This window comes from Brevibacterium album DSM 18261 (assembly GCF_000426445.1).
Classification (GTDB): domain Bacteria; phylum Actinomycetota; class Actinomycetes; order Actinomycetales; family Brevibacteriaceae; genus Brevibacterium; species Brevibacterium album.
Window position 1 is genome coordinate 34,522 of sequence record NZ_KE384526.1, and the last position, 17,069, is coordinate 51,590.

The following is a 17,069-nucleotide window of genomic DNA, read 5'->3' on the forward strand; positions in this document are numbered from 1 at the left end:
GGGAGTTTATCGCGCCGGGACCTCGATCCTCTGACCGGGGTGCACCACGGATGTGGCGAGCCCGTTGAGCGCACGGATCTCCTCGATCACGGCGCGCGGGTCCCGGTCGTAGCCGCGCTCGGCGACGATCTCCCAGAGGTTCTCGCCCTCGGACACCACCACCGCCGCGGTCTCGACGGCGGGGCGCTCGTCACCGGCGGCGGCGCTGCTCGTGAGCGCCCCGGCCAGCACGGCGCCCAGCAGCGCCAGCAGGGCCAGCGCCAGGACCGCGGTGCGCAGCAGACGGCTGCGGCGCGGGGAGCCGGCGCAGATGCGGTGCAGCTGCGTGCGCAGCAGCTGGACGCCCCCGGGAGCGGGGCGCCGGAGTGCGGGACGACCGACTGCGAGTGCGCTCATGACTGGACCTCCACTGACCTTCCGATGCTGACCCCGCCGATCCCAGGAGCACCGGAGGGACCGGCGCTCGCCGCTCCTCACCGCTCCAGCGGGATCGAACACGTGTACTATTGAAGCGCATATTAGAACGTATGTCCACCCCCCTTCGAACGCGTATGCGAGAATGGGAATCGAACGTCGGTGACCGCTTCCGCGATCGCCTCCGCGCAGCGGTGGACCATGACGGCAAGTGGAGCACGAGGCACGGACACAGCGGCAGGCACCGGCGTACGGACAGGTCAGATGGCCACAGGCCGACGAGGGGGAAGACCAATGAGCACCGACAGCCCGCAGCGGAGGGGACGGGGCCGCCCGCGCAACAGCGGCATCGACGAGGAGGTCGAGAACGTCCGGCGCCTCCGGTTCGACGGCGATCCGGAGCTGCCGGAGGGTTCGGCCGCGGAGGGGGACGACCGCCTCACCGCCCGGCAGCGCCTCGTGCTGGAGACGATCGAGCGCGCCGTCCACGTCAACGGCTACCCGCCGAGCATGCGGGAGATCGGCAAGACGGTGGGGCTGGCCTCGCTCTCCTCGGTGGCCCACCAGCTCTCGCAGCTCGAGCGCCTCGGCTACCTCCGCCGCGATCCCAAGCGCCCGCGCGCGATCGAGGTCGTCACCCCTCCGGAGGAGGTCCGCAAGGGGATCGACCCCGCGCCCAACACCGCGATGGTGCCGGTGGTCGGTCGGATCGCCGCCGGCGGCCCGATCCTCGCCGAGCAGTCCGTGGACGAGATGTTCGCCCTCCCCCGGCAGATCGTGGGCTCGGGCGAGCTGTTCCTGCTCAGGGTCGTGGGCGACTCGATGCAGGACGCCGCGATCTGCGACGGCGATTTCGTGGTGGTGCGCTCGCAGCCCGATGCCGAGAACGGCCAGATCGTCGCCGCCCTGCTCGACGACGAGGCCACGGTGAAGACGCTCAAGCGCGCCGACGGCAAGCAGTGGCTGCTGCCGCAGAACCGCTTCTACGATCCCATCGACGGCGATTTCGCCACGATCATGGGCGTCGTCACCGCCGTCATCCGCCGGGTCGACTGAGCCTGCGGCCGCACCCGCCTCAGGCGGCGGTCCGGAGGCGGGTGAGTGCCGCCCGCACCGCCTGCGGGTCGTCGGTGCGCCACATGGGCGGCAGCGAGCTGAGCAGGAAACCGGCATAGCGGGCGCTGCGCAGGCGCTCGTCGAGCACCGCGACGACGCCCCGGTCCCCCATGGCGCGGACGAGGCGGCCGGCACCCTGCGCCATGAGCAGCGCAGCGTGCGAGGCGCTCACGGACATGAAGCCGTTGGCGCCGGCGCGCTGCGCGCTCTCCGTGCGGGCGCGCACGAGCGGATCGTCGGGGCGCGGGAACGGGATGCGGTCGATGACCACGAGCCGGTTGGTCGGTCCCGGCACGTCCACGCCCTGCCACAGTGAGAGGGTCCCGAACAGGCAGGCGCTCTCATCGGCGGCGAAGCGGGCGACGAGCGAGCTCAGGCCGTCCTCGCCCTGCAGCAGGATCGGCAGGTCCGTGCGCGCACGCATCTCCTCGGCCGCCGCCTGGGCCGCCGCCTTGGAGGAGAACAGCCCCAGCGCTCCCCCGCCCGAGGCCTCGAGCAGCCCCCGGAGCTCCTCGAAGGCCTGCTCGCCCACACCGGACCGGCCCGGCCGCGGCAGATGCGCGGCGACGTAGAGGATCCCCTGCCTGGCGTAGTCGAACGGGGAGCCCACGTCGACGGCGTCATAGCGCGGAGCCTCCGGGCCGGCCAGGCCCAGTGAGCCCGCCACCGTGTCGAAGCGCCCGCCCAGGGCCAGAGTCGCCGAGGTCGCGACGACGGTGGCCTTCTCGAAGATCCCCGTGCGCATGGTCCCGGCCACGGACAGCGGGGCGATCACGAGGGAGACGGTCACCCGCTCGCGGAACGTCGACCGGGACACCCACGCGACGTCGTTGCCGGAGGGCTCGGCCATGCGCTCGGCGACCTCGAACACCTCGAGGATGCGGGCGCGCGCGAGCTGCCTGCCCGCATCGGCGTCCGTCTCCCCGTTCTTCGCCCCGGTGCCGGAGCCGAGATCCGCGGACACCTGGCGGGCGGCGTCGCGCACCTGTCCCACTCCGGCCGACAGCGCCTCGGGCCAGCGCTGGACGAGTCCGTCCTCGGCGGCCTCCAGCGCCCTGCCGAACGCCGCACCGGCCGTCTCGAGCAGCGCGATGACGCCCTCCTGCACGAGACCCGTGCGGCGGACGGCGGAGGCCGCGTGCTCGATCATCGACACCGTGAGCGAGGCCGAGAGCGCATTCGTCACGCGGTCGCGCAGTTCGTGCGCCTCGTCCACGATGACCGCATCGTGCTCGGGCAGCACCGCGTTCTCCCCGAAGGCGTCGATCGCGAGCAGGGCGTGGTTCGTGACGACGACGTCCGCACCGTGCGCCTTGATCTTGGCGAGCTCCGCGAAGCACTCCTCGAAGGCCGGGCACTTGGAGCCCAGGCAGTCGAAGGAGTTGACCGAGACCTGCGCCCAGGTCCGGTCCGAGACGCCGGGGACCAGATCGTCGCGATCGCCGGACTCCGTCGTGCGCACCCAGCTGCGGACGCGCTGCATCTCCTCCTCCATGCGGCTGCCGCCGGCGCTCCCGCCGCGCGTGCCGGCCTGGTCCGCGCCGAAGTCGAACAGCATGCCCGCGCCGTCATCGGGATAGCCGCCGTCGAGCTTGTGCCGGCAGAGGTAGTTCCGCCGGCCCTTGAGGACGGCGTAGCTGGGCTTGCGGCCGAGCTGCGCGCTCGTCGCCCGCACGAGGCGCGGGAGGTCCCGGTCCACGATCTGGGCCTGCAGCGCGAGCGTCGCGGTGGAGACCACGACGCGGTTGCCGGTCGCGACGGCATGGTCGATCGCGGGGACGAGATAGGCCAGCGATTTGCCCGTCCCGGTGCCGGCCTGGACGAGCAGGTGGGTGCCCGAGGCCAGCGCGCTGGACACCGCCTCGGCCATGCGGGTCTGCCCCTCCCGCTCCGTCCCGCCCACTGCGGCGACGGCGGAGGCCAGCAGCTCAGGCGTCTGCGTCATCGCCGGCGTACATGTCGGGCCTGAGGTAGGGCTCGAGCTCGGCGGCCAGCGCCTCGTCCACGCGGGCCTGCAGGACCGTGCCCTCGGCGAGGAAGCGCTCGTCGAGTACGGTTCCCCGCTCGTGGACGCGGCTGACCAGCTCACCGCGCTCATAGGGCACGAGGACCGTGAGCTCGCGGGCGAGGACCGGCAGCATCCGCCCGATCCGCTCGCGCAGCGCCTCGATGCCCTCGCCGGTGCGCGCGGAGACCGCGAGCGAACCGGGCGCCTCGAGCAGGAGCCCCGCAGCCTCGTCCGGGGACACGGCGTCGATCTTGTTGAAGACCACGAGCTCGGGCAGCTCGGCGGCCTCGCCCTCGGCCAGCACCTCACGCACCGCGGAGATCTGCCCCGTGGGGTCAGGGTGGGAGGCGTCGACGACGTGGATGAGCAGATCCGCGTCCGCGGCCTCCTCCAGCGTCGAGCGGAAGGCCTCGACGAGCTGGTGCGGCAGGTTCCGGACGAATCCCACCGTGTCCGTGAGCGTGAAGTCGCGTCCGTCCGGGGCCACCGCGCGGCGCACCGTGGGGTCGAGGGTGGCGAAGAGCGCGTTCTGCACCATGACCCCGGCGTCCGTGAGGCTGTTGAGCAGCGAGGACTTGCCCGCGTTCGTGTAGCCCACGATCGCGACCGAGGGCACGGCGTTGCGGCGGCGGTCGGCGCGCTTGGTCGCCCGCGCGGGCGCCATCGCGCGGATCTGCCTGCGCAGCTTCGCCATGCGGGTGCGGATGCGGCGGCGGTCGAGCTCGATCTTCGTCTCACCGGGGCCGCGGGAGCCGATGCCCTCGCCGCCGGCGACCCGGCCGCCGGCCTGGCGGGACATCGAATCGCCCCAGCCGCGCAGGCGGGGCAGGAGGTACTCGAGCTGCGCGAGCTCGACCTGGGCCTTGCCCTCGCGGGACTTCGCGTGCTGGGCGAAGATGTCGAGGATGAGCGCGACGCGGTCGATCACCTTGACCTTGATGACGTCCTCGAGCGCACGGCGCTGGCTGGGGGCGAGCTCGGAGTCGACCACGACGGTGTCGGCGCCGACGGCCTCGACGATCTCCTTGAGCTCGAGGGCCTTGCCGCTGCCGAGGAAGGTGGAGGGGTCCGGGGTGACGCGCTTCTGGAGGAGCCCGTCGAGCACCTGGGAGCCGGCGGTCTCGGCGAGTGCTGCGAGCTCGCGCAGGCTCGTCTCGCCCTCCCGCACGCGGCCCGGTGCGTGGATGCCCGCGAGGACGACGCGCTCGAGGCGCACCTGCCGGTACTCGACCTCGGTGATGTCCTCGAGCTCGGTCGACAGCCCGCTCACCCTGCGCAGCGCGGAGCGCTCGAGCAGGTCCAGCTGCTCGGCCTCGTCCGCCGAGGTCTGCGCCGAGCCCAGTGCGGCAGCACGTCCCAGGATGCGTTCGATCGCCGGGTCCTGCGCTCCTTCGTCTCCGGCGTCGTCCGTGTGGCTGCCGTGGGTCCGGGTCATCTACTCCCTCTCGTGATGGCGAGCCCTCATTGTCCCACAGGGCTCGGGCGGACCCCAGTCCGGCCGGCGCCTGCGGATCGCTGCGCCTAGAATCGCTGGCATGTCCGAGCACTACTTCACCCAGGAGCCCGTGAGCCGCGCCGAGCACAGGCGCATCGGCGTCGTCCTCGGCGGGCAGGAGGCCGAGGTCGTCACCGCCGGCGGCGTCTTCTCCCCCGAGCACGTCGACACCGGCACGCGCGTGCTGCTCGACACCGTGCCGGAGCCCGTGCCCGGCGACCTCCTCGATCTGGGCTGCGGCTGGGGGCCCATCGCCCTTGACGCGGGCCTGCGGGCGCGGGAGGCGGGTACGCCGGTCACGGTCTGGGCGCTCGACGTGAATGCACGGGCGCTCGAGCTCACCCGGACCAATGCGCGTGCACTCGGTCTGGAGGGACCGGCCGGAGAGCCCGGCGGCTCGCCGGCGTGCGTGCGTGCCGTGACGGAGGAGCAGGTGCCCGCCGAGGTGCGGTTCACTCAGATCTGGTCGAATCCGCCCATCCGCGTGGGCAAGGCGGTGCTGCACGGGATGCTGCGGGAGTGGCTGCCGCGCCTGGCGCCCGGCGGGGCCGCACACCTCGTCGTGGCGAAGAAGCTCGGGGCCGATTCCCTGCTGCGCTGGCTGGACGACGAGGACGGCGCCGGACTGGGACCGGAGTTCACGGCCGCGCGGGTCGGGAACAGCAGGGGCTTCCGGGTGATCCGGGTCGACCGCGCGGGCTGAGCCGACCCCGCGCGGGGCGGGTGGATCAGCTGCCGGTGAGGACCGCCTCGGCGACGAGGACGGCGGGACCCGACAGGGCCACCCGGTCGCCGTCGATCTCGACCCGCACCGTGCCGCCGGGCTGCTCGACGAGCCAGTCGACGGGACCCTCGGCGCCGGCCCAGAAGCGCGCGGCGAGCGCAGAGGCGCAGGCTCCCGTCCCACATGCGAAGGTCTCGCCCACGCCCCGCTCGTGCACGCGCATGTGCAGCCGGCCCGTGCGCCGGTCGCCGTCCCCATCGGCCTCGACGACGATGTACTCGACATTGGTGCCGTGCGACGGCTCGGGCTCCACGGCGGGTGCCGCGCCGAGGTCCGCGGCGATGAGCTCCTCGAGGGCGGCGAGGGCGACGACGGTGTGCGGATTGCCCATGTCGACGCTCACGGCGGGCCGGTCGACGTCGAGGCCGCGGGTGCGCACGCGGGAGTCCGAGCCCTGCTCCTCGAGGCCCGCACCGGCCGCGGGCATGCGCCAGCGGCCCATCTCGACGCGGTACCAGGGGCCCGTCGTCGCATTCCCGGTGGGCGCGTCCACGACGGTCACGGCCTTCACGCCGCCGCGCGTGCCCACGAGGATGGGCGCCGAGGGATCGGCCAGGCGCTTCTCGACGAGGTAGTGGGCGAAGACGCGGACGCCGTTGCCGCACATCTCCGCGACGGAGCCGTCGGCATTGCGGTAGTCCATGAACCATTCGGCGCCCGCCGCGGCGGCCTCGGCCGCAGCCGGTTCGGGAGTCGCGGACTCGGCGAGCGCGGCCGAGCGGATCACGCGGATGAGGCCGTCGCCGCCGATGCCGCGCCTGCGGTCGGTGAGCCCGCGGACCGTGTCCGCGTCGAGGCTCTCCCGGCCGGCGGGATCGTGCACCAGCACGAAGTCGTTGGCGGTCCCGTGTCCCTTGGTCACCTGTGCGATCGTCACGCGCACCAGTCTACGGGCCCCGCCCCGCGTCACGGGAGGCGATCGGCGCTGCGGAAGGCGCTCACGAGCGCGCGAGGTCCAGCGCGTCCACCAGGGTGCGCACCCGGGCGATGTCCCAGCCGGCTGCGACCGAGGGTTCCGCGCCCGAGGACTCGCGGAGGGCGGCGGCGCGATCCAGTGCCTCCGCCGCGCCGGCACCGTCCCCGCGCAGTGCGCGGACACCGGCCGCCAGCTCGAGGGCGGCGGCGCTCATCGCGACCGAGGGACTGGGGCCGAGTGCGGTGCCGAGCGCGCCGAGCGCCCTCTCCGCGCTCCGGCGGTCTCCGCGCTCGACCGCCAGGAAGCCCTGCTCCAGCCTCGTGACGGGATCCGCGCTCGCCTCCATCCCCGCGCCGAGGAGCCACCCGTCGAGGCACGCCGCCGCCCGGTCCAGGTCTCCCAGGCGGCGGACGAGCATCGCCTCGGCGAGCTCGGCCGCACGCTCTCCGTGCGCATAGGCACTGCCTCGTGCCGCCGCCCGCGCCCGCTCCAGGTGCTCCGCGGCCCGGGTGAGGTCGCCTGCGCGCACGGCCGCGATCGCACAGGCGCTGTGCCAGTCCGAGGCCTCGGCCCACAGCTCGAACTCGAGGGCGGTGCCGAGCGCACGCCGTGCGACCGCGGCGGCCTCCCGGTGGTCTCCGGCGACCTCCGCCGCGCGGTGCCGCACGCTCAGCGCCTGCACCGTTCCCCAGCCGTCGCCGATGCCCAGCAGCAGCTCCTCGGGATCGCGTCCGTCCGGGAGGCCGTGCGGAGCCTCGCCACACAGGGCGATGCGGAACCAGTCGCGCTGGCTCGCGGCGACGGCGGCCTCCCAGTCCTCCCCCTCCGCGAGCAGCACGCCGAGGGCGGCCTCGACATGGGACTCCCCCGCCTCACGTGCCCCCGTGGCGAGCAGCGAGGCTCCCGCGAACCACTGGACGCGTGCCCGGGCGAGGCCGTCGCCGCAGCGCTCGAGCCCTGCGGCGATGCGGAGGGCGAGCCCCGCAGGCTGCTCGAGGGCGTGCATGCACACCGACAGCACGGTCGCGGCGGCATGCCGGTCGTCCCGGGGTCCGGGCAGTGCGACGGCGGCATCGAGCTCCTCGGCGAGGGCATCGTGGCAGCCCAAGATCCACTGCTGCCAGAAGCCGGCGAGGGACAGCGCCACCGCACTGCCGCCGTCCGCGGTGCGCACCGCCTCGTCGAAGGCGTGGCGGAGCTGGGTGCGCTCGGCCGCCAGCCGATTCAGCCACCGCCGCTGGCCCGGACCGCGCAGGTGCGCATCGGCCTCGCGCACCAGGCGGAGGTGGAAGTCGAGGTGACGGCGAGCCGCGACGTCCCGCTCCCCCGCTTCCTCGAGCTTCTCAGCGGCGAAGGCGGCGATCGACTCCAGCAGCCGGTAGCGGGTGCCGGTGGGAGTGGGGACGCTGACGACCATGCTCCTCTCGACCAGGTCGAGCAGGGTCCGGGCGACCTGCCCGGCCGACACCGCGCCGTCGCGGCGGTCGGGACCGTCGCCGCAGACGGCCTCGGCTGCGTCGAGGCTCAGGCTGCCGGGATGGACCGCGAGCCTGCGCAGCACCGTGCGCTGCCGGGCGTCGAGCAGGGACCAGCTCCACTCGATCGTCCCGCGCAGCGTCTGCTGACGCGGGGGCACGCCGCCGCCGGGACGTGCCAGGAGGCGCAGCCGGTCGTCGAGGCGCTCGAGCAGTTCGGCGGCGGAGATGCCCCGGAGGCGCGCCGCGGCCAGCTCCAGCGCGAGCGGAAGCCCGTCGAGCCGCCTGCACAGCTCCTGGACCGCGGGGGCGGTCGCCGCATCCAGGCGGAAGTCCGGGTCTCCGGCCTGCGCACGCCGGAGGAAGAACTCGGCGGCCGCGCTCAGCTCGCCGGGACCGGGCGGCTCGGTGCCCAGGGTGTCGAGCTGGCACAGCTGCTCCTCCGGCAGCCCCAGGGGCTCTCGGCTGGTCGCGAGCACCCGCACCTCTCCGCTTCTCCGCAGGAGGCCGGCGACGAACTCCGCGGCGGCGGCCGTCAGATGCTCGCAGTTGTCCAGCACGAGGAGCACGGGACGCCGTTCGAGCACTGCGGCCAGCTGGTCCGTGTCGCTCACCCCGAGGCTGCGCTTGGGCAGGTCGAGTGCGGCGATGACGTGCGCGGCGATGTCCTCGCAGGAGACAGGACGCACAGGCGCCTCGGATCCGGCCGGCTGCGGCTGTTCGAGGACCTCGGTCAGGTCCGCGAACCAGATCCGCTGCCCGGGGCGGGCTGCGAGTTCGCGGGCCACGTGCACCGCGAGCCGGGTCTTGCCCACACCACCGGTGCCCACGAGGGTCACGAGGCGGAAGGCGTCCAGCAGACGGCGGAGCGAGACGGCCTCGTTCCTCCGCCCGATGAGCGGCACGGTCTCCGCTGGAAGGGCGAGGCGAGCGCCGGCCACCGGGGCTCGCTCCGGAGGCGGCTCGGGTTCCGGCGCCGGGCCGGGTTCTGCTTCCGGTCCCGATACGGCTTTCGGCTCTGTCCGGGCGGACAGGGCCGGGTCGTGCCGCAGGATCTGCGCGTGCAGCTCGCTCAGGTGGGGACCGGGGTCCGCGCCCAGGTCCTCGGCGAGGCGGTGCCGCAGCTTCTCGAAGGACTCCAGCGCCTCGGACTGCCGGTCGAGCCGGTAGAGGGCCAGCATCTTCGCGGCCACGAGCCGCTCGCGCGCGGGGTGCTCGTGTATGACGGCGCCGATGAGGGACAGTGCACCCTCCGGTTCGCCCTGCTCCACAAGCGTCCGGGCGAGCAGCTCGACGGCCTCGCCGCGCAGGTCCCGCAGCTCCGCGAGCACGGGAGCGAGCCAGAGGGCATCACCGATGTCCCCGAACGGCTGTCCCCGCCACATCGCGAGAACCTCGCGCAGCAGCCGGATTCGCTCGTGGGCGTCCTCGGTCCGGCGCGCCCGTTCGAGGCTCTCCCGGAACCGGTCGGTGTCCACACTGCCGGAGGGAAGATCGAGGAGGTATCCGGCAGGGGTGTGCCGCAGGAGTGCGCGGGCACCGGGTTCTGCCCTGTCGAGCGCTGTGCGCAGTCGGGACAGCTTGGCCCGCAGCACCTTCCTGGGTTCGGCCGGCAGCTCCTCGTGCCACAGCCGGTCGACGAGGACGTCCGCGGGCACGGGCTCTCCGGCGGCGGCGAACGAGGCCAGCAGCAGGCGCAGGTGGCGCTCTGCCACCTCCACGTGCGCGCCCGCCTCAGTGCTGAGCCTGACGGGTCCGAGAACCTCGATCCGCATGAACTCAGTCTAGGGTGCCCCCTCCTCACCTCTCGACGACGGCGTCCCGACCGTCCTGGACGGTCGGCGTCAGGGAGTTCTCGAACGGATGCGGCCTCATCTCCACGGCGAACACCCCGTTGGAAGTCACCGAGCCCTGCTGCACGCTCATCGTGTGGGCCGGGGCGCCCTCGCCGCCGAAGAGGCCGGAGCCGGAGCCGACGACGACGGGGGCCACCAGGAAGCGGTAGACGTCGACGAGTCCGGCCTCGTGCAGCGTGCGCGCCAGATGGACGCTGCCGTGGACCTGCAGCTCGAGGTCGCTCTCGGTCTCCTTGAGCCGGGCGATCTCGTCGAGGAACCCCTCGCCGAGTGTGGTGCTGGTGTCGGACCAGACCTCGCCCAGCGGCGAGGACGTCACGACGTACTTGTGATCGCGGTTGATGTGGGCGGCGATCCTGTCGTCCGGGTCGGTCACCCGCGGCCAGTGCGAGGCGAAGGTGTCGAAGGTGTTGCGGCCCAGGAGCATGGCCCCGCAGCGTTCGTACCAGCCGTCGACGGCCTGTCCGCACCCCTCGTCGAAGAGCGGCATGAGCCATCCGCCGCGGGTGAAGCCCCCGCGCGTGTCCTCCTCGGAGCTGCCCGGCCCCTGGCTGACGCCGTCGAACGTGGTGAAGAGATTGATGCTGAGTTCCATGAGATGTTTCCTTCCTCTTCGGGAGATCGTGGACTGCCGGTCAGGACGCCGTCGAAGATCCGGCGGTGACCTGCCAGGCGTGACCATCGGGATCGGTGCAGATCGCGGTGTATCCCCAGTCCTGGTTCGCGGGTTCGGCGCTCACCTCACCGCCGGCCCGCCTGACGCGTTCGATGACCTCGTCGACCTCGGCCTCGGCGGTCAGCACCAGGCCCAGCAGGCACTCACTCGCACCGTAGGGCGCGAGCGGACGGTCACCCAGGACCCATCCGAATCCGCCGGAGGGGACGAGCACCAGCAGCGTCCGCGCTCCGAGCCGGAACTGCAGGGGTTCAGGCACCCCGTCCGCTTCAGGGACGCCGACGGCCTCGAAGCCGAAGGCCTCGCGATAGAAGTCCATGGATCGCCTGCGGTCGGCGATCGGCAGGCTGATGAGATGTTCGACGGCGGTCGTCATGATCTTCCTTCCCCGATGGTCTCCGCGGAGTGGAGATCAGCTTCCAGCGGAACCTGGAACGCCGCGGCGAAGGCCTCGAAGGCGGCATGCGGCCCTTCGATCTCGACCATGCCCCTCCGCAGTGCCTCCGCGGGCGAGAGCCGGCCGGCGAGCAGCAGTCTGAGCTGCGGTCCGGCGCGGATCACGAGATCCGGATCGGCCTCCGGCGGGCCGGCGCCCACCGTCAGCTCGCCGCCCTCGGTGTGGGCCCATGCAGTGGCCGGCCCGGCATGCACCAGGTAGGTCGCGGCCGGGGCGGCCGCACCGGGCTGATAGCCGGCCCGCAGCGCGGCCGCCAGGGAGGAGCCGGTGATGATGTCCTCGGGCTCGGGAGCGGCCATGCGGAGCGCACCCCAGCGGCCCAGCGCATCGAGAGCCGGCTGCAGCTCACGCCCGTACGGAGTGAGCTCGTAGACCACACCCCGGTGCGGGGGTGCAGCCGCGCGGCGCTCCACCACGCCGGCCTCCTCGAGCTCGCGCAGGCGCGCCGTCAGCACGCTCGTCGGCACCCCGGGCAGCCCGTCGTGGAGGTCCTTGAAACGGCGGGACCCGATGCTCAGGTCCCGGATGATCAGCAGCGCCCAGCGCTCCCCGAGCACCCGGGCCGCCTTCGCCAGCCCGCAGAACTGTCCGTAGTCCTTGCTCATAACTTCATATTATGGAGTTCACTCCATAATAGCAAGCATATAAGCCCGGGAAATCTGCCCGAAGCCTCCCCGAAGCCCTCGTGAGGCACCGTCGATCCGATACACGATCGTGAGGCTGGAGGAGAGGAACATGGACGGCAGGAAACCGGTGCTCGTCATCGGCGGCACGGGGATGCTCCGCGATGCCGTGCGGGCGCTCGCCCAGCGCGGCGACACCGTCTTGGCCGCCGCCCGCCGTCCCGCACGCGCAGCCCCGGACGGCCCGGTTCCAGGGAGCTTCATCCCCGTCACCGCCGAATGGAGGAAACCCGAGGGCCTCGCGGACGGCGCCCTCACCGCCATGCGCGATCACGGCTTCCCTCCCGCGTCCCTGCCCGGCGCGATCGCCTGGGTGCATGCGCCCCACCGCCAGGCCGTGTTCGATCAGCTCGAACGCGTGCTGTCTCGAGAGGCGACCGTCCTCCAGCTGTGGGGAAGCGCGCACAGGGATCCCCGCGAGGTGATGGCGGAGGAGACCCGTACGCCGCGCCCGTGGACCATGCGGCATCTGCTCCTCGGCTACCGCAGCGACCGCGGAGGCTCCCGGTGGCTCACCCACGCGGAGATCTCAGAGGCGGCGCTGCGCGCCTGGGACGGCGACGACCCGTACGCCATCGCCGGCCGCCTCGACCCCTGGGAGCACCGCCTGTGAGGCTACGTCCGCTCGGGTATGCACTGAAGCCTTCCCGAAGCCCCGGTGAAGCCCCGCCGCCGGAGGATCAATGCCGACAGGCAGTGAAACCACGAAGGAGTCGATCACCGATGACCATGTCACCTGCTCTCACCCCCGAGACCGCCGCAGCCGAGGCGCAGGCGACGCCCGTGCGCGTCGCCGTCATCGTCGGCAGCATCCGCACCGGCCGCTTCGGCCCCGCCCCCGCCCGGTGGATCGCGGACCGGGCCCGCCGGAGGGAGGGCTTCGAGGTGGACCTCATCGACCTCGCCGAGGCCGATGTCCCTCCCGTCCTCGGCGGCGACAGCGCCGATGCGCGAATGCCTGAGCAGATCGCCGCCCTGAGCCGGCGACTGCACGCCGCCGATGCCTTCATCGTCGTGACCCCGGTCTACAACCGGAGCTTCCCCGGCTCGGTGAAGAATGCGATCGACTGGTTCTTCTCCGAATGGCGGCTCAAGCCGGTGGGCTTCGTGTCCTACGGCGGCACCTACGGCGGGATCGAATCGGTCGCGGCGCTGCGCGAGGTCTTCGCGGAGTTCGATGCCGTCGCGCTCTCCTACGCCGTCGCCTTCCCGGACTTCTGGGAGGCCTTCGACCACGATTCCCTCCCCGTCGACGCCGAGCGCGCCGCAGCCCGCGCCGCCCGCCTGTTCGATCAGCTCGAATGGTGGGCCGCGACTCTGCGCGAGGGCCGCGCGCGCCAGCCGTTCCCAGGGACCCCGTCCGACTGAGACCCGGCATCCTCCCGACCCCGAGGAGCACATCATGACCGTCGATACGACCACCCCTCTGCGCGCCACCCGACGGGAATGGGCGGGCCTCGCGCTCCTCGTCCTGCCCATGCTGACGCTGTCCACCGACCTCACCGTCCTGTTCCTCGCGCTCCCCACCCTCAGCGCGGCCCTCGACCCGAGTGCCTCGCAGGCGCTGTGGATCGTCCACGTCTACGGCTTCCTCATCGCGGGCTTCCTCGTGACGATGGGACGCCTCGGCGACCGCATCGGCCCCCGACGGCTGCTGCTGATCGGCGGGCTCGCCTTCGGCCTGCTCTCGCTCCTCGCGGCGCTCTCCGTCAATCCCGAGATGCTCATCGCGGCACGCGCGCTGCTGGGCATCGCAGGCGCCACCCTCATGCCCTCGCTGTTCTCCCTGCTGCGCACGATGTTCCGCGACGACGGGCAGCGCCGGCTCGCGATCGCGATCATGTTCAGCGCGTTCTCCGCGGGCGGAGCCCTCGGCCCGCTGCTGGGCGGAGCGCTGCTGGAGCACTTCTGGTGGGGCTCCGTGTTCCTCATCAACGTCCCGCCGATGGTGCTGCTCGCCATTGCAGGCCCCCGCCTCCTGCCGGAGCGCACCGAGCGCGGACATGCCGCACTCGACCTCCCGAGCGTGGCGCTCTCGGTGGCGGGGATGCTCGCGATCGTCTACGGCCTCCAGGAGCTCGCCGCAGGGCAGGAGACCGAGGACGGAGCGCTCTGGCCGAACGTGCTCGTCACCGGGCTCGGTCTCCTCGCCCTCGTCGTGTTCGTTCTCCGCCAGCGCCGCCTGCACGATCCGCTCTTCGATCTCACGCTGTTGGCGAATCCGCGCATCGGCGTCTCCCTCCTCGCGCTGCTCCTCGCGGGCATCGGACTGGTCGGCGCGTTCTACCTCGTCACCCAGCATCTGCAGTGGGTCGCGGGGCAGAGCCCGCTGCAGGCGGGCCTGTGGACCGTGCCCTATGTCGTCGTCAACATCGCAGGCGCCCTTCTCGCGCCCGCGCTGGCCGCTCGCCTGCGGCCGGCCGTCGTGGTGACCTGCGGCCTCGGGATCACCGTCGCAGGCGGAGTGGGGCTCGCGGTGTTCGCCGGCCCCGCGACACCGCTGCCGGTCCTCATCGGCGCACTCTCCGTCATCGGCCTCGGACAGGGTGTCTCCATGGCGCTCGTGAGCGACCTCATCATCGCCGGCGCCCCGGAGGAGCAGGCGGGCTCCGCGGCCGCGGCCCAGGAGGTCTCAGGCGAGCTCGGCGCTGCCCTGGGCACGGCGGCCGGGGGTGCTGTGGGGATCGCGGTCTACCGGGCGGCCCTGTCCGGATCAATGCCGGCGGAGGTTCCCCCGTCCGCCGGCCAAGCCGCGCTCAGCAGCGTCCATGACGGCATCGGCACGGCGCAGTCGCTGGGTGCAGGCGGACAGGAGCTCCTGACGGCGGTGCACACGGCTGTGGCGAGCGGCCTCCAGGCATATGCCGTCGCCGCGGCCCTCCTCGCGGCCCTCGGCGCCCTCCTCGTCACCTGGTTCCTCGTGATCCGGGACCGCCGCCCTCCCGCTACCATGACCGCATGACGACTCCGCAGCGATGGTGGCCCGGTCCCCTCGACGTGGAGGGGCTCGCCGTCGAGGCAGTCGGGGCGGCGCGGTCGGCCGTCGAGGAGGTCGTCGCCGCGCGCAGGCTCCGCGTGCGCGTGCGCACCTCGGTGACAGGGGTTCCCGGTGCCTTCGCAGCACTCGAGCACCTGCGCGTCGACGGCAGGGCACTGGCCGCCTGGGCCCCGTACTCGGGCTTCTTCCCGACAGCCGAGGGCTGGGTGCGCCTCCACGGGAACTATCCGCACCATTCCGCCGTGATCGAGTGGGTCCTCGGCGTCGCGGACCGGGAGGAGCTGACCCGCGCCCTCCTGCGACGCGAGGCGCAGGAGGTCGAGGATGCCGTCACGGAGGCGGGCGGCATCGGGGTCCGGGTGCGCCGTACCGATGAGTGGGCGGCGCATCCTCATGCGCTCGCCGTCTCGGGAGACCCGTGGGTGCAGGTCGAGCCCGGGCAGGCGCGCCCACTCGAGAGCTCTGCGGACCTGCCCCTCACCGGCATCCGCGTCCTCGATCTCACCCGCGTCATCGCCGGCCCGACCTGCTCCCAGCTGCTCGCCTGCCTGGGAGCGGACGTCCTCCGCATCGATCCCCCGCAGCGCCCGGAGCTCATCGGCCAGTACCTGTCGAACTCCCTGGGAAAGCGCTCGGCCGTGGCCGATCTGGCACGCGTCGGGCACACGGTCCGGGAGCGGCTGCTGCCGCGCACTGACATCGTCCTGCTCGGCTACCGGCCGAGAGCACTCGCGCGCTTCGGGCTCGACCCCGCGACCCTGCGCGAGACACGTCCGCACCTGATCGTGGGATCGCTCTCAGCCTGGGGAGACCGCGGGCCGTGGGGCGAGCGCGCCGGGTTCGACTCGATCGTGCAGGCGGCCTCGGGCATCGCGACAACCTGTGCGGACGACGAGGGCAGGCCCGGCGCCCTGCCCGTCCAGGCACTGGACCACGCGACCGGCTACCGTCTGGCCGCCGGGGTGCTCACCCTCCTCGCGCAGGGCCGCGGCGGCCTCGTCCGCGCAAGCCTGCTCGGAGCCGCCCGGACGCTGCTCGCGCGCCCGGGCGCGGCCGGAGCGGACCGGCCGGAGCAGGTAGGCGTGCCGGCCCCGGAGACAGTGACGGTCGATTCTCCGCACGGCAGGCTGGAGGCGATTCCGCCCCCGATCCGGCTGGACGGCGAGAGCCTGACCGGTGCGATCGGGGGCTATGGGGCGGCGTCACTGGCCTGGGCCCGCTGACACCCGACCGGCCGGTGCCCGGCGGGTGGGGAGGCGGGTGATGAAGACTCCCAGCAGGCAGAGCGCTCCACCGGCGAACATCACCGGAGTCGGGATCTCGGCGAGCAGAAGCCAGGACATCACGAGGACGACCGCGGGGACCGCATACGTCGTCGCAGCCGTTCTCCCCGCTGACGTGCGCGAGAGCACATATGCCCAGGTGGTGAACGCGACGCCGGTGGGGAACACCCCCAGGTAGACGACCCCCAGCGTCGCGGGGAGCGAGGCGTGCGCGAGGTCGTGCACGAGCTCGCCGGTCCAGGGCAGCAGCGCCGCGGTCCCGACCAGTGCCCCGAGGAACGTCAGCGCGGTCGCATCGGCGTCGCGCAGCAGGCGCTTCTGCAGCAGCGCCGATCCGCCGTAGAGGAAGGCCGCGGTGACGGCGAGGACGACTCCGCCCACCGCTTTGCTGCCCGTCCACGAGCTGCTTCCGATGAGCACCACCCCCAGGAACGAGACGGGAGCCCCGATGAGGAGGGGCCCGGGGAAGCCCTCCCGCAGGAAGACGGCGCCGAAGACGATGACGATCAGCGGCGCAAGGTTGACGAGCATGGCCACGGTGCCCGCGTCGAGGAAGACCTCGGCCCAGTTGAGCGCGAGGTTGTAGAGAGAGAACCAGCTGATCCCCCACACGGCGATGAGCGGCAGATCCCGCAGTGACGGCATGCGCGCCCCGGAGAGAGCCGCGATCGCACCGAGCACCGCACTGCCCACCGCCATCCGCAGCAGCGCCATGGAACCTGGTCCGAAATGCTCGCCGAGGCCGCGGATCACCACGAACGCGGATGCCCACAGCACCACGGTGACCGCCGCCGCACCGAGGACGCGCGGGGATCCGGCTCCCGCCGGAAGGGACTCAGGACGCTTCGCAACGAGGGGCATGCTTCGAGCATGGCCTCTCGCAGTGATGAATGAAAGAGAACAATTCT

15 protein-coding genes are annotated in these 17,069 nt (G+C 72.8%); 6 read left to right on the plus strand and 9 right to left on the minus strand.

The window, feature by feature from the left end; all coding sequences use genetic code 11:
- Positions 1-6 precede the first annotated feature (6 nt).
- The gene (locus tag K318_RS0113590; RefSeq protein WP_051298027.1) at positions 7-396 is read right to left on the minus strand and encodes a LysM peptidoglycan-binding domain-containing protein; all 390 of its coding nucleotides are present in this window, start codon (positions 394-396) and stop codon (positions 7-9) included.
- Between the two features lie 312 nt (positions 397-708).
- Here K318_RS0113590 and lexA point away from each other — a divergent pair, with 312 nt between their 5' ends.
- Entirely contained in the window at positions 709-1,470 is a 762-nt protein-coding gene (gene lexA, locus K318_RS0113595) for a transcriptional repressor LexA (protein WP_029089875.1), read from the plus strand.
- A gap of 19 nt (positions 1,471-1,489) precedes the next feature.
- Here lexA and K318_RS0113600 read toward each other — a convergent pair whose 3' ends face one another.
- The gene (locus K318_RS0113600; protein ID WP_029089876.1) at positions 1,490-3,475 is read right to left on the minus strand and encodes an ATP-dependent DNA helicase; all 1,986 of its coding nucleotides are present in this window, start codon (positions 3,473-3,475) and stop codon (positions 1,490-1,492) included.
- A complete protein-coding gene (hflX, locus tag K318_RS0113605) occupies positions 3,459-4,973 on the minus strand; it encodes a GTPase HflX (RefSeq protein WP_029089877.1) in 1,515 nt (504 codons plus the stop codon). The genes K318_RS0113600 and hflX overlap by 17 nt, the downstream gene beginning before the upstream one ends.
- Positions 4,974-5,073: 100 nt before the next feature.
- On the opposite strand from hflX, the gene K318_RS0113610 reads away from it, so the two are divergent.
- The gene (locus K318_RS0113610; RefSeq protein WP_029089878.1) at positions 5,074-5,736 is read left to right on the plus strand and encodes a class I SAM-dependent methyltransferase; all 663 of its coding nucleotides are present in this window, start codon (positions 5,074-5,076) and stop codon (positions 5,734-5,736) included.
- Between the two features lie 25 nt (positions 5,737-5,761).
- Here the strand turns inward: K318_RS0113610 and dapF are convergent, their stop codons facing one another.
- From dapF to K318_RS22020, 5 genes are all read right to left on the minus strand, one after another.
- Complete coding sequence (gene dapF / locus K318_RS0113615) at positions 5,762-6,694, minus strand: diaminopimelate epimerase (RefSeq protein WP_245579913.1); 933 nt, start codon at positions 6,692-6,694, stop codon at positions 5,762-5,764.
- Positions 6,695-6,755: 61 nt separating this feature from the next.
- Positions 6,756-9,983: an AfsR/SARP family transcriptional regulator gene (locus K318_RS22015; protein ID WP_051298028.1), complete on the minus strand. Its 3,228-nt coding sequence runs from the start codon at positions 9,981-9,983 to the stop codon at positions 6,756-6,758.
- A 25-nt stretch (positions 9,984-10,008) separates the two neighbouring features.
- Positions 10,009-10,659: a dihydrofolate reductase family protein gene (locus K318_RS0113625; protein WP_029089880.1), complete on the minus strand. Its 651-nt coding sequence runs from the start codon at positions 10,657-10,659 to the stop codon at positions 10,009-10,011.
- Positions 10,660-10,699: 40 nt separating this feature from the next.
- Complete coding sequence (locus tag K318_RS0113630) at positions 10,700-11,116, minus strand: VOC family protein (RefSeq protein ID WP_029089881.1); 417 nt, start codon at positions 11,114-11,116, stop codon at positions 10,700-10,702.
- Positions 11,113-11,802: a winged helix-turn-helix transcriptional regulator gene (locus K318_RS22020; RefSeq protein ID WP_051298029.1), complete on the minus strand. Its 690-nt coding sequence runs from the start codon at positions 11,800-11,802 to the stop codon at positions 11,113-11,115. The genes K318_RS0113630 and K318_RS22020 overlap by 4 nt, the downstream gene beginning before the upstream one ends.
- Positions 11,803-11,932: 130 nt before the next feature.
- Here K318_RS22020 and K318_RS0113640 point away from each other — a divergent pair, with 130 nt between their 5' ends.
- From K318_RS0113640 to K318_RS22030, 4 genes are all read left to right on the plus strand, one after another.
- A complete protein-coding gene (locus K318_RS0113640) occupies positions 11,933-12,493 on the plus strand; it encodes a Rossmann-fold NAD(P)-binding domain-containing protein (RefSeq protein WP_029089882.1) in 561 nt (186 codons plus the stop codon).
- A 110-nt stretch (positions 12,494-12,603) separates the two neighbouring features.
- On the plus strand, positions 12,604-13,248 hold the full coding sequence (locus K318_RS0113645) for an NADPH-dependent FMN reductase (protein ID WP_245579914.1): 645 nt from the start codon (positions 12,604-12,606) through the stop codon (positions 13,246-13,248).
- Positions 13,249-13,282: 34 nt separating this feature from the next.
- Positions 13,283-14,842: an MFS transporter gene (locus K318_RS22025; RefSeq protein ID WP_035282090.1), complete on the plus strand. Its 1,560-nt coding sequence runs from the start codon at positions 13,283-13,285 to the stop codon at positions 14,840-14,842.
- Positions 14,839-16,101: a CoA transferase gene (locus K318_RS22030; protein WP_035282092.1), complete on the plus strand. Its 1,263-nt coding sequence runs from the start codon at positions 14,839-14,841 to the stop codon at positions 16,099-16,101. Before K318_RS22025 ends, K318_RS22030 begins: the two co-directional genes overlap by 4 nt.
- Here K318_RS22030 and K318_RS22035 read toward each other — a convergent pair.
- A complete protein-coding gene (locus K318_RS22035; RefSeq protein ID WP_051298030.1) occupies positions 16,081-17,022 on the minus strand; it encodes a DMT family transporter in 942 nt (313 codons plus the stop codon). The two genes, K318_RS22030 and K318_RS22035, sit on opposite strands and share 21 nt — an antisense overlap.
- Positions 17,023-17,069 lie beyond the last annotated feature (47 nt).

Coding starts and splice junctions, on each gene's coding strand:
- K318_RS0113590 (WP_051298027.1), bottom strand. CDS start 396: ATGAGCGCACTCGCAGTCGGTCGTCCCGCACTCCGGCGCCCCGCTCCC.
- lexA (WP_029089875.1), top strand. CDS start 709: ATGAGCACCGACAGCCCGCAGCGGAGGGGACGGGGCCGCCCGCGCAAC.
- K318_RS0113600 (WP_029089876.1), bottom strand. CDS start 3,475: ATGACGCAGACGCCTGAGCTGCTGGCCTCCGCCGTCGCCGCAGTGGGC.
- hflX (WP_029089877.1), bottom strand. CDS start 4,973: ATGACCCGGACCCACGGCAGCCACACGGACGACGCCGGAGACGAAGGA.
- K318_RS0113610 (WP_029089878.1), top strand. CDS start 5,074: ATGTCCGAGCACTACTTCACCCAGGAGCCCGTGAGCCGCGCCGAGCAC.
- K318_RS22015 (WP_051298028.1), bottom strand. CDS start 9,983: ATGCGGATCGAGGTTCTCGGACCCGTCAGGCTCAGCACTGAGGCGGGC.
- K318_RS0113625 (WP_029089880.1), bottom strand. CDS start 10,659: ATGGAACTCAGCATCAATCTCTTCACCACGTTCGACGGCGTCAGCCAG.
- K318_RS0113630 (WP_029089881.1), bottom strand. CDS start 11,116: ATGACGACCGCCGTCGAACATCTCATCAGCCTGCCGATCGCCGACCGC.
- K318_RS22020 (WP_051298029.1), bottom strand. CDS start 11,802: ATGAGCAAGGACTACGGACAGTTCTGCGGGCTGGCGAAGGCGGCCCGG.
- K318_RS0113640 (WP_029089882.1), top strand. CDS start 11,933: ATGGACGGCAGGAAACCGGTGCTCGTCATCGGCGGCACGGGGATGCTC.
- K318_RS0113645 (WP_245579914.1), top strand. CDS start 12,604: ATGACCATGTCACCTGCTCTCACCCCCGAGACCGCCGCAGCCGAGGCG.
- K318_RS22025 (WP_035282090.1), top strand. CDS start 13,283: ATGACCGTCGATACGACCACCCCTCTGCGCGCCACCCGACGGGAATGG.
- K318_RS22030 (WP_035282092.1), top strand. CDS start 14,839: ATGACGACTCCGCAGCGATGGTGGCCCGGTCCCCTCGACGTGGAGGGG.
- K318_RS22035 (WP_051298030.1), bottom strand. CDS start 17,022: ATGCCCCTCGTTGCGAAGCGTCCTGAGTCCCTTCCGGCGGGAGCCGGA.